15 protein-coding genes are annotated in these 17,472 nt (G+C 73.6%); 9 read left to right on the forward strand and 6 right to left on the reverse strand.

The window, feature by feature from the left end; all coding sequences use genetic code 11:
* Positions 1 to 5: 5 nt before the first annotated feature.
* Positions 6 to 797, reverse strand: a complete 792-nt coding sequence (locus ABT123_RS03440) for an amino acid ABC transporter ATP-binding protein (RefSeq protein ID WP_351309136.1) — start codon at positions 795 to 797, stop codon at positions 6 to 8.
* Between the two features lie 193 nt (positions 798 to 990).
* Here ABT123_RS03440 and ABT123_RS03445 point away from each other — a divergent pair, with 193 nt between their 5' ends.
* Positions 991 to 1,743 (forward strand): response regulator transcription factor, encoded by a 753-nt coding sequence (locus ABT123_RS03445; RefSeq protein WP_351309139.1) that lies wholly within the window; start codon positions 991 to 993, stop codon positions 1,741 to 1,743.
* 13 nt (positions 1,744 to 1,756) lie between these two features.
* Entirely contained in the window at positions 1,757 to 3,169 is a 1,413-nt protein-coding gene (locus ABT123_RS03450) for a sensor histidine kinase (RefSeq protein WP_351309142.1), read from the forward strand.
* Positions 3,170 to 3,289: 120 nt separating this feature from the next.
* On the opposite strand, the gene ABT123_RS03455 is transcribed toward ABT123_RS03450, so the two are convergent.
* Both ABT123_RS03455 and ABT123_RS03460 read right to left on the reverse strand, forming a co-directional pair.
* Complete coding sequence (locus ABT123_RS03455) at positions 3,290 to 5,338, reverse strand: endo-beta-N-acetylglucosaminidase (protein ID WP_351309736.1); 2,049 nt, start codon at positions 5,336 to 5,338, stop codon at positions 3,290 to 3,292.
* 156 nt (positions 5,339 to 5,494) lie between these two features.
* On the reverse strand, positions 5,495 to 6,739 hold the full coding sequence (locus ABT123_RS03460) for a glycoside hydrolase 5 family protein (RefSeq protein ID WP_351309144.1): 1,245 nt from the start codon (positions 6,737 to 6,739) through the stop codon (positions 5,495 to 5,497).
* A 429-nt stretch (positions 6,740 to 7,168) separates the two neighbouring features.
* On the opposite strand from ABT123_RS03460, the gene ABT123_RS03465 reads away from it, so the two are divergent.
* The gene (locus ABT123_RS03465; RefSeq protein WP_351309738.1) at positions 7,169 to 8,095 is read left to right on the forward strand and encodes an ROK family protein; all 927 of its coding nucleotides are present in this window, start codon (positions 7,169 to 7,171) and stop codon (positions 8,093 to 8,095) included.
* A gap of 17 nt (positions 8,096 to 8,112) precedes the next feature.
* On the opposite strand, the gene ABT123_RS03470 is transcribed toward ABT123_RS03465, so the two are convergent.
* The gene (locus ABT123_RS03470; RefSeq protein ID WP_351309147.1) at positions 8,113 to 9,117 is read right to left on the reverse strand and encodes a TAXI family TRAP transporter solute-binding subunit; all 1,005 of its coding nucleotides are present in this window, start codon (positions 9,115 to 9,117) and stop codon (positions 8,113 to 8,115) included.
* Positions 9,118 to 9,199: 82 nt separating this feature from the next.
* Here ABT123_RS03470 and miaB point away from each other — a divergent pair, with 82 nt between their 5' ends.
* Positions 9,200 to 10,720 (forward strand): tRNA (N6-isopentenyl adenosine(37)-C2)-methylthiotransferase MiaB, encoded by a 1,521-nt coding sequence (gene miaB / locus ABT123_RS03475; protein ID WP_351309149.1) that lies wholly within the window; start codon positions 9,200 to 9,202, stop codon positions 10,718 to 10,720.
* Between the two features lie 405 nt (positions 10,721 to 11,125).
* Positions 11,126 to 11,845, forward strand: a complete 720-nt coding sequence (locus ABT123_RS03480; RefSeq protein ID WP_351309152.1) for a class III extradiol dioxygenase subunit B-like domain-containing protein — start codon at positions 11,126 to 11,128, stop codon at positions 11,843 to 11,845.
* 74 nt (positions 11,846 to 11,919) lie between these two features.
* Here the strand turns inward: ABT123_RS03480 and ABT123_RS03485 are convergent, their stop codons facing one another.
* Both ABT123_RS03485 and ABT123_RS03490 read right to left on the reverse strand, forming a co-directional pair.
* The gene (locus ABT123_RS03485) at positions 11,920 to 12,168 is read right to left on the reverse strand and encodes an antitoxin (protein WP_351309154.1); all 249 of its coding nucleotides are present in this window, start codon (positions 12,166 to 12,168) and stop codon (positions 11,920 to 11,922) included.
* Positions 12,169 to 12,191: 23 nt separating this feature from the next.
* A complete protein-coding gene (locus ABT123_RS03490; protein WP_351309157.1) occupies positions 12,192 to 12,425 on the reverse strand; it encodes a gliding motility protein in 234 nt (77 codons plus the stop codon).
* A gap of 153 nt (positions 12,426 to 12,578) precedes the next feature.
* On the opposite strand from ABT123_RS03490, the gene miaA reads away from it, so the two are divergent.
* The 4 genes from miaA to ABT123_RS03510 all read left to right on the forward strand — a co-directional run bounded on the left by miaA (position 12,579) and on the right by ABT123_RS03510 (position 17,360).
* Complete coding sequence (miaA, locus tag ABT123_RS03495) at positions 12,579 to 13,517, forward strand: tRNA (adenosine(37)-N6)-dimethylallyltransferase MiaA (protein WP_351309160.1); 939 nt, start codon at positions 12,579 to 12,581, stop codon at positions 13,515 to 13,517.
* Between the two features lie 125 nt (positions 13,518 to 13,642).
* Positions 13,643 to 14,194: a hypothetical protein gene (locus ABT123_RS03500; protein ID WP_502970849.1), complete on the forward strand. Its 552-nt coding sequence runs from the start codon at positions 13,643 to 13,645 to the stop codon at positions 14,192 to 14,194.
* A gap of 71 nt (positions 14,195 to 14,265) precedes the next feature.
* Positions 14,266 to 15,138 carry a diaminopimelate epimerase gene (gene dapF / locus ABT123_RS03505; RefSeq protein WP_351309162.1) on the forward strand — a complete coding sequence of 291 codons (873 nt, stop codon included), beginning with the start codon at positions 14,266 to 14,268 and terminating at the stop codon, positions 15,136 to 15,138.
* 140 nt (positions 15,139 to 15,278) lie between these two features.
* Positions 15,279 to 17,360, forward strand: a complete 2,082-nt coding sequence (locus tag ABT123_RS03510) for a RelA/SpoT family protein (protein ID WP_351309165.1) — start codon at positions 15,279 to 15,281, stop codon at positions 17,358 to 17,360.
* Positions 17,361 to 17,472: the final 112 nt, after the last annotated feature.

Genomic DNA, 17,472 nt, shown 5'->3' on the forward strand with positions numbered 1-17,472 from the left:
GAAACTCAGTGGTGCAGGATCTTCGAAAGGAAGTCCTTGGCGCGGTCGCTGCGCGGGTTGCTGAAGAACTGCTCGGGCGCCGCCTCTTCGACGATCTTCCCGTCGGCCATGAAGACGACCCGGTTGGCCGCCGAGCGGGCGAAGCCCATCTCGTGCGTGACCACGACCATCGTCATGCCCTCGGCGGCGAGCTGCTGCATGACCTCCAGCACCTCGTTGATCATCTCCGGGTCCAGGGCCGAGGTGGGCTCGTCGAAAAGCATCACCTTCGGCTCCATGGCCAGCGCGCGGGCGATCGCCACGCGCTGCTGCTGGCCACCGGAGAGCTGCGCCGGGTACTTGTCGGCCTGGCTGCCGACGCCCACCCGGTCCAGCAGGGTCCGGGCCTTCGCCTCGGCCTCGGGGAACGGCGTCTTGCGGACCTTCAACTGGCCCAGCAGCACGTTCTCCAGCACCGTCTTGTGCGCGAAGAGGTTGAACGACTGGAACACCATGCCGACATCGGCGCGCAGCCGGGCCAGCTCCCGTCCCTCGGAGGGCAGTTCGGCGCCGTCCAGGGTGATGGTGCCGGAGTCGATGCTCTCCAGCCGGTTGATGGTCCGGCACAGGGTCGACTTGCCCGAACCCGACGGGCCGATCACCACGACGACCTCGCCGCGCGCAATGCTCAGATTGATGTCCTGAAGCACGTGCAACGCGCCGAAGTGCTTGTTGACGTTGCTCAGTACGACCAGGTCGTCCGCTGCGGGAGTCGAGTCCTCCGCCCCGGCGCCCTTGGTCACTGATACTCCGCTCATCGGCTTGTAGCTCCGTCCTCCTCGGTTGGGAGGACAGTAGTGAGAGGGTGTGCACACCGTCATCACATCTGAGCGAGAATTGAGCATAACGATACGGCTTCCCTCGAACACGCTGCGTGGACGAGGACAGGCGCCTTGCGTGATGCCCCTGTGGTGCTGTTTTACTGAGCGCGATCACGAAAGGGGGCCCAGAATGAGACTGCTGCTCGTCGAGGACGACGACCACGTTGCCGCGGCCCTGTCCGCGATCCTGGCCCGGCACGGATTCCGGGTGACCCACGCCCGCAACGGCGAGGAGGCCCTGCAGGCACTGCTGCCTGCCGAGACCCCGCCCTCCACCCCTCCCTACGGGGTGATCCTGCTCGACCTCGGCCTGCCCGACCAGGACGGCTACGAGGTCTGCGGCAAGATCCGCAAGCGCACCGCCATCCCCGTGATCATGGTGACGGCCCGCGGTGACGTCCGCTCCCGGATCCACGGCCTGAACATGGGCGCCGACGACTACGTCGTGAAGCCGTACGACACCGGCGAGCTGCTCGCCCGTATCCACGCCGTCGCCCGCCGCACCAGCACCGGCAGCGGATCGGCCGCCGACGACAGCGCCCCGGCCGGCCCCCGCCGCAGCCCCGCAGGTCCCCCCGGACTGGTCCGGCTCGGCCAGGTCAGCATCGAGCTGCCCACCCGCCGGGTCTCCGTCGACGGCACCGACGTACCGCTCACCCGCAAGGAATTCGACCTGCTCGCCCTGCTCGCACAGCGCCCCGGCGTGGTCTTCCGGCGGGAACAGATCATCAGCGAGGTGTGGCACACCAGTTGGGAGGGCACCGGGCGCACCCTCGAAGTGCATGTCGCCTCGCTGCGCTCCAAGCTGCGGATGCCCGCACTGATCGAAACGGTGCGCGGGGTGGGCTACCGGCTCGTGGCTCCCGGCCCGGGCGCCTCCTAGGGGGCCCGCCGCCGTGCGCGCCCGGCTGTTGCCCCTGCTCGTCGTCCTGATGGCAGGCGTCCTGCTCGCCCTCGGCTTCCCGCTCGCCGTCAGCCTGGCTGCCGGACAGCAGCAGCGGGTGGTCGTCGACCGGATCGACGACAGCGCCCGGTTCGCCGCCCTCGCCCAGTTCGTCGTGGACTCCGAAGGCTCCGGCGACAAGGGCGCCGACGAACGCCGCGAGACCCTGCAGTCCGAACTCGCCCGCTACCAGGAGCTCTACGGGATCCGGGTGGGCATCTTCTACCGCGACGGCAACGCCATGGCCCGCGCCCCCGGCTGGTGGCGGCTGCCCGACACCGACGAGGCCGAGCGGGCCTTCAACGAGGCTCTCGCGGGCCGGCGCAGCCACGACCCCGGCCAGGTCTGGCCCTGGCAGCCGCACGGCAAATTGCTCGTCGCCTCCCCGGTCGTCCTCGACGGGGACGTGGTCGCCGTCGTGGTCACCGAATCACCCACCGACCAGATGCGGTCCCGCACCCTGCAGGGCTGGCTGTTCATCGGAGCGGGCCTTGCCGCCGCCATGCTGGTGGCTTTCGGTGCGGCCCTGCGCCTCACCAGCTGGGTGCTCAAGCCCGTCCGCACCCTGGACGCCGCCGCCCACGGCATCGCCACCGGGCGGATGAACTCCCGGGTCGCGGCATCCGGCGGCCCGCCGGAACTCCGCCGGCTGGCCCGCTCGTTCAACGAGATGGCCGACAACGTCGAAGAGGTGCTGGAGCAGCAGCGGGCCTTCGTCGCCGACGCCTCCCACCAGCTCCGCAACCCGCTTTCCGCACTGCTGCTGCGCATCGAGCTGCTCGCCCTCGAACTCCCCGAGGGGAACGAGGAGATCGCCTCGGTCCGCACCGAGGGCAAGCGCCTGGCGCAGGTCCTGGACGACCTCCTGGACCTCGCGCTCGCCGAGCACGCCTCCGCCGAGATCCGCCTCACCGACATCGGAGAGCTCGCCACCGAACGCGTCGCCGCCTGGCGCCCGCTCGCCGAGGAGAAGGGCGTCCGGCTCACGTCGACCGGCCGGGCCGCCGTCACCGGCTGGGCCGACCCCATCGCCCTGTCCAGCGCCCTGGACGCGGTCATCGACAACGCCCTCAAGTTCACTCCGTCGGGTGAGGAGGTCGAGGTGTCGGTCGCCGCCGGGGAAGGGCAGGCCGTCGTCGTCGTCGCCGACCGCGGCCCCGGCCTCACCGAGGAGGAGCTGGACCGCATCGGCGACCGCTTCTGGCGCAGCGGCCGGCACCAGAACATCAAGGGCTCCGGCCTCGGCCTGTCCATCTCCCGGGCCCTGCTGGCCGCCGGCGGCGGATCCCTCTCGTACGAGACGAACCCGCCGCACGGGCTGCGGGTGACGGTGGCCGTCCCGCGCACCGCCCCGCACGCCTCTTGACGGGCGGGCCGGGGCGGCCGGCCAGCGCACCCGTGTGCGTGTGCCGTACGTCGCCCAGCCGGCCCCGTCGGCCCCGTGCCCGGCGGCTCCGGCCGGCCCGGAGGCCCGCTCCCGCTCCGGCTACCAGCCGTAGCGGGTGCGCGCCGGCGCCGAGGCGGTGTACCGCTCGCCGACCGCACGCACCTCCAGCACCGTCGCCCGCTCCCGGCCGGCCCGCTCCAGCGCGGGCACGTACAGCGCGGTCCCGCAGGTCCCGCCGAGGAACCGGCGGCTGCCGTCCGGCAGCACCCGGACCAGCTCGTGGTGCCGGACCGGGCCGGGCGCCCGCCGCCAGGACACCCGCAGCGCGGCGACCCGGTCGCCCGTACGGGCCGATGCGTCCACCGCCACGCCGGTGGGCGCGGCCGGCCGCTCCGGACCCCCGTCGTGCACCGCCAGCATGCCCAGCCGCCAGCGGACCGGCCGGCCGTCGCGCCCGGTGAGCCGTACCGCCAGGCCGTGCGCGGTCCCTCCGGCCGGCGCCGCCACCCGCACCCGGGAGGTACACCAGCCCTGGCCGGCACCGGGCGCCGCCACCCGCAGCCAGGTGTACGGCACGGGCCCGCCCGGGGCGGCCGGCTCGCGGCCGGCGATCCCGACCTCCACCGCCACCGGGCCCGCCTCGGTGCGGTGGGTGAGCTCCAGCACGGTGCTCCGGGACAGCGGCAGCCGGGTGGCGTGCAGCCCGACCTCGGCCGGGGCGGTCAGCCGGCCCTCGACCAGCAGACTGGAGCCGCCGCGCCAGGCATCGGCGAAGTCCAGCGTGACGGCGGGCCGTTCGCCCTCCGTAACGACCACCCAGCGGCGGCCGGGCAGCCGGTCCTGGAGGCCGAGGTGGTTCCACGGCACCGGCGAGAGCACCCTGCCCTCCTCGTACCAGCGCAGCCCGTGCCCGATGTTGAACCCGCAGGCGAAGGGCAGGGCGGTGATCGTGGACCGGTCGGCCACCACGGTGGCGGGCGCCCGCCAGCCCTGCTCGGGGGCCGGCCGGGACGGGTCCCCCGACTCCCCGGTCCAGAACCGGTCCTCGGCGGCATGGAAGGCACCGGGGGAGCGGTCGGCGAGGTGGTTGCGGGTCCACTCGGGCCGGTAGAAGCCGTAGCTGACGAGGTGCCGGCCCGCCCGCGGGACCAGCTCGTCCCACGGCACGGCCGTGTCCCATCCCCGGGACTCCACATCCACCCCCGCCCACAGCTCGTACCGGCTGCGGCCGATCCGGTCGGCCCGGTCTCCGGAAGGACGCAGCTTCTCCTCGTGGTTGCGCCAGCCGAAGTCCACGAACATCGTGTCCGCCACCCGCCCGGCCCGGTCCTCGAAGAACTCCTGGTTGAGGTCGTTGAGCGCGCCCTGCCAGCCCACCCGGCCGGTGCAGTTCATCGCGTCGTACCAGGTGATCCGCAGGCCGTGCGCCGCGCCACGGACCTGCAGCGCCCGCAGGAACTCCCGCATCCGGCGCGCCAGCCCGCTGTCCCCGCCATCGGTCTCGGCATTGACGAACCAGCCGTCGAAGCCGTACGCCACCGCCACCCGGACCAGCTGTTCGGCGACCGGGAACCGGCCGACCGCGTCCTGCTGCACCAGATCCCGGGTCCACTGCAGGTCACCGCCGTACGCGACCGGAGGCAGGAACACATTGCCCAGCACCCGCACCCCGTTGCGGTGGGCGGCATCGGTGACGGGCGCGTTCGGCGCGAGCACGATGCCCTCGCCGGCGGAGCCGCCCCAGAACACCAGCTCGTCGAGGTACGCCCAATGGCCGAACGCGTACGCGTCGGAGGACGGCGAGCCCTGGGCCGGGTTCCCGGCGGTGCTCCCGAAGGAGACCAGGGAGGCGATCCGGGCCTGCCCGGCCCGGGCGGTGGCGTTCGGCGGCACCGGGGTGAATCGTTTCGCCAATGGCACGCTCGCCGTGTTGTAGGCCAGGTCCGGGTCCGACTCGGGCGTCCACTCCCTCAGCGACCGCCAGACGATTCCGGGGCCGGGGCGGCCGGCGGGCAGCGTGTCGGGGAACCAGTAGGAGGCGTACGGGGCCAGGTCCGCGGGGGCCGCGGCCGGGGTGGCACCACTGGCCGGGTCGGCGGTCCCGCCCAGCAGGGCGGCGGCCCCGGCACCCGCGCCCGCGGCCAGCATCCGGCGCCGGGTGGGGCGCGCGGTCGGGCGCAGCGGCGGACCTGGGTGCGGGCGCAGCGGCGGACCCTGCGGCGGATTCAGCGGCGTACGAGCGTCGACCTCTTTGCCGGTCTCGGACATGCGTCTCCTTCGGGGGGTCGGGGTCGCCCTGCGGGGTCAGCGGACCTCCGCCGGAGTGATCAGCTCGGTGATGCCGCGCGCCGCGAGATGGGCACGGCCAGAGAGGTGGTCGGCGAGCACCACCGCCGGGCGGACCCCGTCGGCGGTGAGCCGGGCCCAGGCCTCGAAGAACTCCCCGCCCGGCGCGCACACCGACCGGTGCGGTGCGGCCTCCGCGCCGCCCACGTCCAGGACCAGGGCCGTACTGCGCGGCGGAGGGCGGTGGTCCGGCCGCCCGCGCAGGTCGGCGACGATGCGCGCGATCGCCTCGCCCGCCGGTTTCACCCGGCGGTCGTTGGTGAGCAGCCCCAGGTCGTACTCCAGCTCCGGGAAGTCCGCCAGCTCCCGTGCCACATCGTGCGAGCACCACCAGGTGACCCCCCACAGGTCCGGGCAGTCCAGGGCGCTGGCCACGGTCGCCGCCGTGAACGAGGCCGCCTGCCCGGGCCCGATGTACGGGGCCGGGGCGCCCACCTCCTGGAGCCAGACCGGCCGCCGCGGATCCACCGCCCACGCCTTCGACAGCTCGATCAGGTAGGCGGCGTGGTGCTCGGTGGCCGTGCCGGCCGGTCCGTACCGCTGGGCGGTCCCGTTGAACACCCACGAGTGGACTGCGGTGGCCGCACCCAGCCGCGCCGCGTGCGCCGGCGTGAACGGGTGGCCGTCCCGGTACCAGGACGCGTCGTACTCCGCGTGCAGATGGAACCGCCCCGGCGCCCCCGCCTCGCAGGCCGCCAGCATCCGCTCCAGCCACCGCCCGGCCTGCTCCCGGGTGATCCGGTCCGGGTCCGGATGCGGGGAGTCCGAGAACTGGCCGATCTCGTTGCCGACCGTCATGCCCAGGAAATGGGGCCGGTCCGCGAGCGCGGCGGCCAGCGTGCGCAGGTACTCCTCCTGCCCCGCGATCACCTCCGGATCGCTGAACAGGTTCCGCCGGTGCCAGGTCCGGGTCCAGGCCGGCAGGAAGTCGAAACTGGACAGGTGCCCCTGCAGGCCGTCCACGGAGACATCCAGCCCGCGCTCGCCGGCCGCATCCGCGAGGGACACCAGCTGCTCGACGGCGCGCGGCCGGATCAGCGTCCGGTTCGGCTGGAACAGCGGCCACAGCGGGAACACCCGGATGTGGTCCAGGCCCAGTGCGGCGACCGAATCGAGATCGGCTTTCACCTCGTTGAGGTCGAAGTCCAGCCAATGGTGGAACCAGCCCCGGGTGGGGGTGTAGTTGACGCCGAATCGCAGCATGGGCGGTCCTGGGAGGCGGGCGGTGGTCTGCCGGATCCGCACAACCTGACGGTCTGCCGGCCGTGCAGTCAACACGGCCTTTTCCCCCGGAGTGACCGGATGGGCCCGGGCGCACGGCCCTGACCTGCGGCGGCTCCGGAACCGGGGCGTACGCGTCCGTACGGCAGATGGCCCGTACCCGTCCGGGCCCGGCCGGACCGCCGCGGTTCGGCCCCGTCCCGCGTGTTGCGGTTCCGGATCGCTGATCCCCCGGACACCCCTCGGAAGAGACGGCCCAACCCCCTGAGAGCACGGCGCAGCCGCCGCGCGCATACTGAACCGACCACCTCCAGGAGCGACGCCACCGTGACCACGCCCACCCCGACCTCCGCCCTGCCCGCCCCGCGCGGGGGCGCCGCAGGCGATCCCGCAGTCGACCCTGCCGTCGGGCTGACCGCCGCGATCGACATCGGCGGTACGAAGATCGCCGGGGCGCTGGTGCATCCCGACGGCACGATGACCGCGACCACCCGCCGGCCCACCCCGCGCGGGGTGGACGGCGACGGCGTCATGGCGGCGGTCGCCGAGGTCGTCGCCGACCTGGCCCGGGATCCCGCCTGGCCCGCCGTACGGCGCTGCGGGATCGGCAGCGCCGGCCCGGTGGACTCCGCCGGGGGGACGGTCAGCCCGGTGAACATCACGGCCTGGCGCGACTACCCGGTGCTGGCCCGTACCGAGGCCGCGCTGGCCTCGCACGGCCGCCCGGTCCCCACCGTCCTGGTCGGCGACGGGGTGGCGATGACGGCGGCCGAGCACTGGCTGGGCGCCGCCCGGGGGCACGCGAACGCCCTGTGCATGGTCGTCTCCACCGGCGTCGGCGGCGGCCTGGTCCTCGGCGGGCGCCTGCTGCCCGGCCCCACCGGCAACGCCGGCCACATCGGCCACATCAGCGTCGACTTCGCCGGCGAGGAGTGCGCGTGCGGCGGGCGCGGCTGCGTCGAGGCGATCGCCTCCGGAACCGCCATCGCCCGCTGGGCCCGGGACCACGGCTGGACCGGCCCGGACCCCACGGCAGCCGGGGTGGCCACGGCCGCCCGGGCCGGAGACCCGGTCGCCCTGGCCGCCTTCGACCGCGCGGGCCGGGCCCTGGCGGCGGCCATCGCCGCCACCGCCACCCTGATGGAGACCGACATCGCGGTCATCGGCGGCGGAGTCGCCACCTCCGGCGACACCCTCCTCGGCCCGGTCCGCGCCCACCTGCCGACGTACGCCACCCTCGACTTCGTCCGCGACCTGCGCATCGTCCCGGCCGCCCTGGGCACCGACGCCGGCCTGATCGGCGCGGCAGCGGCAGCCGTGAACCTGCTTCCGGCCTAGCCAGACCCGGGAGCGGGCTACGGCTTGACCGAGCGGTAGTACCGGCGCGCGCCCTCGTGCAGCTCCAGCGGGTCCGTGTAGATCGCCGTACGGAGGTCCACCCGCTGGGCCGCGTGGACCTCCCGGCCGATGTCGTCACGGCTGAAGATCACCGTGCGCGTGAACCGCTCCGTCAGCTCCGGACTCGTCCGCTCCGTCGTCACCAGCAGGTTCGGCACGGCCAGCGTGGTCACCGCCGAGGTGTTCCGCGCCCGCGCGTACGCATCCTGCGGCATCACCGCCGCCCGGTAGTGGCGGGCCGGGCTTCCGCTGCCCTGCAGCTCCGGCACCAGGTCGCCCAGCGGCACCAGCCGGATCTCGAAGCGGTCCGACAGCTCCCGCACCGCGTTCGTCGGCAGTCCACCGGACCAGAAGAACGCGTCGATCCGCCCCGCCTCCAGCTCCGCCGGCATGGTGTCGATGCCGATGGACACCTCGGTGACATCCCGCCGCGGATCCAGCTTCGCCGCCGTCAGCAGCCGCTCCGCGATCAGCCGGACCCCCGACCCGGGCTGGCCGACCGCGACCCTCTTGCCCCGCAGGTCCCGCGCCGACTGGACCGGCGACCCGGCCGGCACCACCAGCTGGACGTAGTCGTCGTACAGCCGGGCCACCCCGCGCAGCCCGTCCGCGCCGGGCTTCCCGTCCTGCCGGTACTTGGCCACCGCGTCGGCCGTGGCCACCGTGAAGGCGGCCTTCCCGGAAGCCACCCGCTCCAGGTTCTCCTGCGAGCCCTCACTGGGCAGCAGCCGCACGTCCACCTCGGGTATGTCACGGGCCAGCGCCTGCTCCAGCAGGGCCCCGTACCGGTGGTACACACCCGTCCGTACGCCCGTACTGAAGGTCAGCTCACCCGGCAGCTCCGTCTTCCCGAACGGCCACAGCCACCACAGCAGCACCCCGAGCACGACAAGCCCGGCCACCAGACCCCGCAGGACGCGGCGCCTGCTGGGCCGCGGCATCCGGGGCAGTACGAGGGGCATGCGCGCGATCCTGCCAGCCGCCCGCGCTCCTGTCACGGTCCGGCCGACCGAGCCCGCCGCCGGCACCGCCTACCCTTGTTCCATGACCAGCAGCGACCGGAGCCAGGCAGTGGGCGTGAACAAGAGCTATGAGATCCGCACCTACGGGTGTCAGATGAACGTGCACGACTCCGAGCGGCTCTCCGGTCTGCTGGAGGACGCGGGCTACGTCCGGGCCCCCGAAGGCTCCGACGGGGACGCCGACGTCGTCGTCTTCAACACCTGCGCGGTCCGCGAGAACGCCGACAACAAGCTGTACGGCAACCTCGGCCGGCTCGCCCCGATGAAGACCAAGCGCCCCGGGATGCAGATCGCCGTCGGCGGCTGCCTGGCGCAGAAGGACCGCGAGACCATCGTCAAGAAGGCCCCGTGGGTCGACGTGGTGTTCGGTACGCACAACATCGGCAAGCTGCCCGTCCTGCTGGAGCGCGCCCGCGTCCAGGAAGAGGCGCAGGTCGAGATCGCCGAGTCGCTGGAGGCCTTCCCCTCCACCCTGCCGACCCGGCGCGAGTCCGCCTACGCCGCCTGGGTCTCGATCTCCGTCGGCTGCAACAACACTTGCACCTTCTGCATCGTCCCGGCGCTGCGCGGCAAGGAGGAGGACCGCCGCCCCGGCGACATCCTCGCCGAGATCGAGGCGCTGGTCGGCGAGGGCGTCTCCGAGATCACCCTGCTCGGCCAGAACGTCAACGCCTACGGCTCCGACCTCGGCGACCGCGAGGCCTTCAGCAAGCTGCTGCGCGCCTGCGGCGAGATCGAGGGCCTGGAGCGGGTCCGCTTCACCTCCCCGCACCCGCGCGACTTCACCGACGACGTGATCGCGGCCATGGCCGAGACCCCGAACGTGATGCCGCAGCTGCACATGCCGCTGCAGTCCGGCTCGGACCCGGTCCTCAAGGCGATGCGCCGCTCCTACCGGCAGGAGCGGTTCCTCGGGATCATCGAGAAGGTCCGCGCCGCCATCCCGCACGCGGCCATCTCCACCGACATCATCGTGGGCTTCCCCGGCGAGACCGAGGAGGACTTCCAGCAGACCATGCACACGGTCCGCGAGGCCCGCTTCGCCAACGCCTTCACCTTCCAGTACTCCAAGCGCCCCGGGACCCCGGCGGCCACCATGGAGGGGCAGATCCCCAAGGAGATCGTCCAGGACCGCTACATGCGCCTGGTCGCCCTCCAGGAGGAGATCTCCTGGGAGGAGAACAAGAAGCAGGTCGGCCGCACCCTGGAGGTCATGGTCGCGGAGGGCGAGGGCCGCAAGGACGGCGCCACCCACCGCCTCTCCGGCCGCGCCCCCGACAACCGCCTCGTGCACTTCACCAAGCCGGATGCGGAGGTCCGCCCGGGCGACGTGGTGACCGTCGAGATCACCTACGCCGCCCCGCACCACCTGCTGGCCGAGGGCCCGACCACGGCGGTACGCCGTACCCGCGCGGGCGACGCCTGGGAGAAGCGGAACGCCGCCCCGGCGCAGCCGCAGGGCGTCATGCTCGGCATCCCGACGCTGGGCGCCCCGGCCCCCCTCCCGGCGGCAACGGGCGGCTGCGCCATTTCCTCTTCCTGACGCGCCGCTCGCACGGCTCGGCCCCGGGGGGGCCTCACCGGCTTCGCGCCGCTGCGCCGGACTCCGTCCGGCGGTCCCCGCAGGGTGGACCCGAGTCCGGCGGCGCCCGAGGCGCGGGGCCCGCGCGGGCGCACCGGGCCGGGGGGTTTCGCGGGTCGGGCGCGTCGCTGCTTCCGGACGCGCCGCTCGCACGGCTCGGCCCCGAGTCCGTCGGCTCGCGGCGTCGGGGCCGTCGCGTCCAACGGTCTGGGGCTCAGTGACGCCGGGCGCTCCGCGGGGCCGGGGCCGAGGCTCCGCGAAGACGGGCGGGGCAGCGGGACCGGGCAGGCCCGAGCACCTGGGGGCCGTACGGAACCGGGACGCCGGGGCTCCGCGGGGCCGGGTGGCTGCCGTTAGGCTGCGATCATGCTCGTAGCCGCCGCTGTCTGTCCTGCCCCGCCGCTACTCGTCCCGGCGGTGGCCGCCGGGGCCGCCGAGGAGCTGCGCGATGCCCGCACCGCCTGCTCGGATGCGCTCGCCGTGCTCGCCGCCTCCCGGCCCGACCTCCTCGTGGTGGTCGGAGCCGCTGCCCAGGGCGGCGGGTACGACCAAGGCACCCGCGGGTCCTTCGCCGGATTCGGCGTGGACCTGACCGTCACCCTGGGCACCGACCCCGACGAACCGGCCGGGGAAGCCACCGGGGACGAGCTCCCGGTCTCCCTCGCGGTGGGGGCCTGGCTGCTCGGGCAGGCCGGCTGGGCATCCTCCCAGATCGCCGGAGTGGCCGTCGCGGAGGGGCTCCATCCGGGCGGCTGCGGCACGCTCGGCGCCGACCTCGGCGGCTCTGCCGACCGGGTGGCGATGCTCGTGCTGGGCGACGGCAGCGCCTGCCGCACCCTCAAGGCCCCCGGCTATCTGGACGACCGGGCCGAGGCCTTCGACGACGCCGCCGCCCGGGCCCTCGGCTCGGCGGACGTACCGGCACTCGAAGCGATCGATCCCGGGCTCGCCCAGGAACTCAAGGCCGCCGGCCGGGCCCCCTGGCAGGTACTGGCCGGTGCCGCCCGTGACGCCGGCCTGGCCGGCCGACTGCTGTACGAGGACGCGCCCTACGGCGTCGGCTACTTCGTCGCCACCTGGTCCTGAGCGGAGCGGTCCGCAGAAGGCCACGGGAAAGGGGCGCCGGGCGGTGTGCCCCGCGCCCCTTTCCGGCGACCGCGTCAGGAAGACGCGGGCGGCGGGGTGGGCCCGCCCGGTTCATCCTTGTGCGCGATCTTGCCCAGGGCGTCCTTCGCCTTGCTCGTACCGGTCTCGATCCGGTCGCTGTACTTGCCCTTGGTCTTCGAGTCCACGGCCTTGGCAACCTTCTCCAGTCCGTGGCCGATCCGGCCCTCGTGCTGATGCGCGAGGTCACCGACCTTGTCCTTCGCCGGCGCGAGCTTGGCCTTCAGATTGTCCAGCAGACCCATGGGTCACCTTCTCCTGGCGGTAGCTACCTGCGGGCGCCCTCGCCGGCCTCGCTGTCCGCGGCTGCCTCCGCGGACTGCTGCTTCGGGATCTCCACTCCCTCCACGGCGGCCGGCTCGGTTCCGCTCTTCGTCTCCGCTCCGGACTCCGCCGCCGCGGCCTGAGGAGCCTCCGCGGTCACCGCACCCGCCGCAGACTCCTCGGCCACCTCGGTCGAAGCCCGGTCCTTGCGGCGACGAAACCGATCAAAAACGCCCATTGTCTACTCCTCCAACGTTACTCGTGCGGGTGAAGTTCCGACCCGGTCACGGCGCGCCGCCCCGGCCGGAACCTCGCCAGGGCAACGACCCCGCGCACGACCCGTCACGTAACTCGTTCGGGTAGCTGTCGCCGGGTTTGCGAGACTGTTCCGGTGAGAAGTGCAGCCCCCGCCCCGCGGGTCATCGCCGTCGTCGGTCCCACCGCAGCCGGAAAGTCCGATCTGGGCGTAGCCCTGGCCCGCCATTTCGGCGGCGAGGTCGTCAACGCCGACTCCATGCAGCTGTACCGGGGGATGGACATCGGCACCGCCAAGCTGACAACCGAGGAACGCGGCGGCATCCCGCACCACCTCCTCGACATCTGGGACGTCACCGAGACCGCCAGCGTCGCCGAGTACCAGCGGCTGGCCCGCGCCGAAATCGACCGGCTGCTCGCCGAAGGCCGCACCCCGGTGCTGGTCGGCGGCTCCGGCCTGTACGTGCGCGGGGCCCTGGACGCCATGGAGTTCCCCGGCACCGACCCGGCCGTCCGGGCCCGGCTGGAGGAGGAACTCACGATCCGCGGCCCCGGCGCCCTGCACGCCCGCCTGGCCGCCGCCGACCCGGCCGCCGGCACGGCCATCCTGCCCAGCAACGGCCGCCGGATCGTCCGGGCCCTTGAGGTCATCGAGATCACCGGCCGGCCCTTCACCGCCAACCTGCCCGGGCACGAATCCGTCTACGACTGCCTCCAGATCGGGGTGGACGTCGCCCGCCCGGAGCTCGACGAGCGGATCGCCCTGCGCGTCGACCGGATGTGGGAGGACGGCCTGGTCGAGGAGGTGCGCGCACTGGAGGCGCAGGGGCTGCGGGAGGGCGTCACCGCCTCCCGGGCGCTCGGCTACCAGCAGATCCTGGCCGCGCTGGCGGGGGAGTGCACGGAGGAGGAGGCGCGCGCCGAGACCGTACGCGCCACCAAGCGGTTCGCGCGCCGCCAGGACTCCTGGTTCCGCCGCGACCCGCGCGTCCACTGGCTCAGCGGGGCCGCTGCGGACCGCCGGGAACTCGCCGGACTCGCGCAGTCGTTGGTCGAACGAGCGGTTACAGCCTGATCACGTGATGGCATCGGGACGCTCCGCGCGCCTGTCGGGGGGCTCGTGGCGTGCCATCATCAAATTCCGACGGTGCGGTCACCGGCGGTGAACGGCAGCGTACGAAGTCCGAGTGGGGAGGGCACGTGGCGATGGAGGCCGGCCCTCGCGACACCGAACGGGGCGACGCCCGGAGCGAAGCGGACCCAATGGTTCAGGACGTAGAGCTCACGGACGTGACCGACCCGGACCTGACGGATGCGGTGGGCGCCCAGGACGGACTGGGCCTGCCCGCCGACCCCGCCCGGCTGACCCCGGACGGCCCGGACAGCCCCGACAGCGCGGAGGAGTCCTCCGGCCCCGCCGTCGAAGTCGAACTGCGCCCGCAGCGCCGCCTGCGGATCTGGCAGCTCGCCCCGATCGTCATGCTCGCCGCAGCCGGCTCCCTCATGTTCGCCTTCCCCCTCGCCTTCGAATTCGGCGACGGCGGCGCCGTGGTCGCCATGCTCGGCCTCTTGATCAGCTCCTGCGCCGGCGGCTGGGGCATGATGGCCGCCCGCCGCGTCGGCTACACCTGGCCCGGCCTCCCGGCCCGCGGCTCCGGCATCCGCTCCGACTGGCGCGTCATCGCCCTCTACACCCTGATCGCCCTGACCCTGGTCGCCCTCGCGGTCTGGCGCGTAGCCCGGCTGAGGTAGCCGCCGGGCCGCACCCAGGCGCCCGGCCCCGGCCCCGCCCCGGCCGCCGGGGCGGTCGCTACCATGAAGCCGTGACCAGCAGCCTCGCCTTCCTCAAGGGCCACGGGACCGAGAACGACTTCGTGATCATCCCGGACCCCGACAACGCCATCGACCTGCCCGCCCCCGCCGTCGCCCGCCTCTGCGACCGTCGGGCCGGCCTCGGCGCGGACGGCATCCTGCACGTCGTACGCTCCGCCGCCCACCCCGAGGCCAAGGCCATGGCCGGCGAGGCCGAATGGTTCATGGACTACCGCAACAGCGACGGCTCCACCGCCGAAATGTGCGGCAACGGCGTCCGCGTCTTCGCCCGCTACCTCCAGCACGCCGGCCACGTCGAGCCCGGCGACCTGGCAGTCGCCACCCGCGGCGGCATCAAGCAGGTCCACCTCCACAAGGACGGCTCGGTCACCGTCGCCATGGGCCGCGCCCAGCTCCCCGCCGGCGAGGTGACCGTCTCCGTCGGCGACCGCAGCTGGCCCGCCCGCAACGTCAACATGGGCAACCCGCACGCCGTCGCCTTCGTCGACAGCCTCGACGACGCCGGCAACCTCTACGCGCCCCCGCCCTTCACCCCCGCCGCCGCCTACCCGGACGGCGTCAACGTCGAGTTCGTCGCCGACCGCGGCCCCCGCCACGTCGCCATGCGCGTCCACGAGCGCGGCTCCGGCGAAACCCGCTCCTGCGGCACCGGGGCCTGCGCGGTGGCCGTCGCCACCGCCCGCCGCGACGGGGCCGACCCCGCCGTCACCGGCGAAGCCGTCACGTACACCGTGGACGTACTCGGCGGCACCCTGAGCATCACCGAGACCCCCGACGGCTCCGTCGAGATGACCGGACCGGCCGTGATCGTCGCTGCCGGAGAGTTCGACCCGGCCTGGCTCACCGAAACGGCTTTCGGCTGAAGATTCCCTCTCATGGGTGATCCGTTTCACGCTCAGCGAGAGGTGCACTCCGCCACGTGGTGGGGTCGGTAGCATCAGACACCGGCCCTGAGGGCTCACCCCATGCCCGCCACCGCCGGTCGAAGCCGCCGGAGGTGCCCATGAGTGCAGAGGCCACGAACCCCGACGCACGCCCTGAGCTCCGCAGACGTGGCCGCACCCGCCTGGATCTGCGCAGGCTGGGGCGTGCCGCCCTGCAGGGACCGACCCCCCGGGACCGGCTCCCGGACGCCATCAGCCACGTCGCCGAGGCGCACCGCGCCCACCACCCGGACGCGGACCTGTCCGTGCTCCGCCGCGCCTACGTGCTCGCCGAGTCCTCCCACCGCGGCCAGATGCGCAAGAGCGGCGAGCCCTACATCACCCATCCGCTCGCCGTCACCCTGATCCTCGCCGAGCTCGGCGCCGAGACCACCACCCTGACGGCCTCACTCCTCCACGACACCGTGGAGGACACCGAGGTGACCCTCGATCAGGTACGCGCCGAATTCGGCGACGAGGTCTGCTTCATCGTCGACGGCGTCACCAAACTCGAAAAGGTCGACTACGGGGCCGCCGCCGAGCCCGAGACCTTCCGCAAGATGCTCGTCGCCACCGGCAACGACGTCCGCGTGATGTCGATCAAGCTCGCCGACCGGCTGCACAACATGCGCACCCTCGGCGTGATGCGCCCCGAGAAACAGGTCCGCATCGCCATGGTCACCCGTGACGTCCTCATCCCGCTCGCGGAACGGCTCGGCGTCCAGGCACTCAAGTCCGAACTGGAAGACCTGGTCTTCGCGATCCTGCACCCCGAGGAGTACGAGCACACCCGCGCCCTCATCGCCGCCCACGCCGGGGAACAGGACCCGCTGCCCCGCGTCGCCGACTCCATCCGGACCGTGCTGCGCGAGGCCGGCATCCAGGCCGAGGTGCTCATCCGGCCCCGGCACTTCGTCTCCGTCCACCGCATCGCCCTCAAACGCGGCGAACTGCGCGGCTCCGACTTCGGCCGGCTGCTGGTCCTGGTCGGCGAGAACGCCGACTGCTACGGCGTCCTCGGCGAACTGCACACCTGCTTCACCCCCGTGATCTCCGAATTCAAGGACTTCATCGCGGTACCCAAATTCAACCTGTACCAATCCCTGCACACCGCCGTCGCCACCTCCGACGGCGAGGTCGCCGAGGTCATCGTCCGCACCCGCCAGATGCACCGGGTCGCGGAGGCCGGCGTGGTCGCGCTCGGCAACCCGTACGCCCTCCCGGAGACCGGAGCCACCGCGGACGGCAGGGAAGCCGAGGAGGAACGGGCCGACCCCACCCGGCCCGGCTGGCTGTCCCGGCTGCTCGACTGGCAGCAGTCCGCACCCGACGCCGACACCTTCTGGAGCTCGCTGCGCGCCGAACTCGCCCAGGACCGCGAGATCACCGTGTTCCGGGCCGACGGAGGCGGCCGGCTCGGCCTCCCGGCCGGCGCCACCTGTATCGACGCGGCCTACGCCCAGCACGGCGAGGCCGCCCACGGCTGTATCGGCGCCCGGGTGAACGGGCGCCTGACCTCCCTGGCCAGCCCGCTGGCCGACGGGGACACCGTGCAACTGCTGCTCTCCCAGGACGCCTCCTCCGGGCCCGCCCCCGACTGGCTGGACCACGCCCGCACCCCCGCCGCCCGGATCGCCATCGGCAGCTGGCTCCGGTCCCATCCGGACGGCGGCCGGCCCGATCCGGCGGCCCCCCGGGCCCCGCTGTCGGTGGTCGGAGCCCGCGGCGGCGGCGGCAACGCCGTGGTCGACCTGCCCGACGCCCCCGTCCGGCTGGCCGGCTGCTGCACCCCGGTCCCGCCGGACTCCGTCGCCGGCTTCGTCGTTCGCGGCGGCGCCGTCACCGTGCACCGGATCCATTGCCCGGCCGTGGCCCAGATGCGCGCCCTCGGCCGCACCTCCGTCGCAGTCCACTGGCGGGCCACCGCCGACTGCCGGGTCACCCTGGTCGCTGAATCGTTCGGCCGCCCCCATCTGCTGGCCGACCTCACCGAAGCCATCTCCCGCGAGGGCGTCGACATCGTCTCCGCCACCGTGGAACCCCCAACCGAACAACGCGTCCGCCACCGCTACACCCTCCAACTCCCCGACGCGACCCTGCTCCCGACCCTGATGCGAGCCATGCGCGACGTCCCGGGCGTATACGACGTCAGCCGAGCCTGAGCCATCGCCTGCGGCGGCGGGCGGGAGCCAGGCGGGCCGGGCCGGGTGGACCGGGTGGGTTGGGGGCCGGGGCGGGCCGGAGGCTCCGCGCAGCGGCTCGGCGCCGCCCCGT

The sequence above is a fragment of the Streptomyces sp. NPDC002054 genome, assembly GCF_040296685.1.
GTDB lineage: Bacteria > Actinomycetota > Actinomycetes > Streptomycetales > Streptomycetaceae > Streptomyces.

What these genes read in the sequence shown, in the direction of transcription:
- ABT123_RS03440 (WP_351309136.1), bottom strand. Translation starts at nt 797, where the DNA reads ATGAGCGGAGTATCAGTGACCAAGGGCGCCGGGGCGGAGGACTCGACT.
- ABT123_RS03445 (WP_351309139.1), top strand. Translation starts at nt 991, where the DNA reads ATGAGACTGCTGCTCGTCGAGGACGACGACCACGTTGCCGCGGCCCTG.
- ABT123_RS03455 (WP_351309736.1), bottom strand. Translation starts at nt 5,338, where the DNA reads ATGCTGGCCGCGGGCGCGGGTGCCGGGGCCGCCGCCCTGCTGGGCGGG.
- ABT123_RS03460 (WP_351309144.1), bottom strand. Translation starts at nt 6,739, where the DNA reads ATGCTGCGATTCGGCGTCAACTACACCCCCACCCGGGGCTGGTTCCAC.
- ABT123_RS03470 (WP_351309147.1), bottom strand. Translation starts at nt 9,117, where the DNA reads ATGCCCCTCGTACTGCCCCGGATGCCGCGGCCCAGCAGGCGCCGCGTC.
- miaB (WP_351309149.1), top strand. Translation starts at nt 9,200, where the DNA reads ATGACCAGCAGCGACCGGAGCCAGGCAGTGGGCGTGAACAAGAGCTAT.
- ABT123_RS03480 (WP_351309152.1), top strand. Translation starts at nt 11,126, where the DNA reads ATGCTCGTAGCCGCCGCTGTCTGTCCTGCCCCGCCGCTACTCGTCCCG.
- ABT123_RS03485 (WP_351309154.1), bottom strand. Translation starts at nt 12,168, where the DNA reads ATGGGTCTGCTGGACAATCTGAAGGCCAAGCTCGCGCCGGCGAAGGAC.
- ABT123_RS03490 (WP_351309157.1), bottom strand. Translation starts at nt 12,425, where the DNA reads ATGGGCGTTTTTGATCGGTTTCGTCGCCGCAAGGACCGGGCTTCGACC.
- ABT123_RS03510 (WP_351309165.1), top strand. Translation starts at nt 15,279, where the DNA reads ATGAGTGCAGAGGCCACGAACCCCGACGCACGCCCTGAGCTCCGCAGA.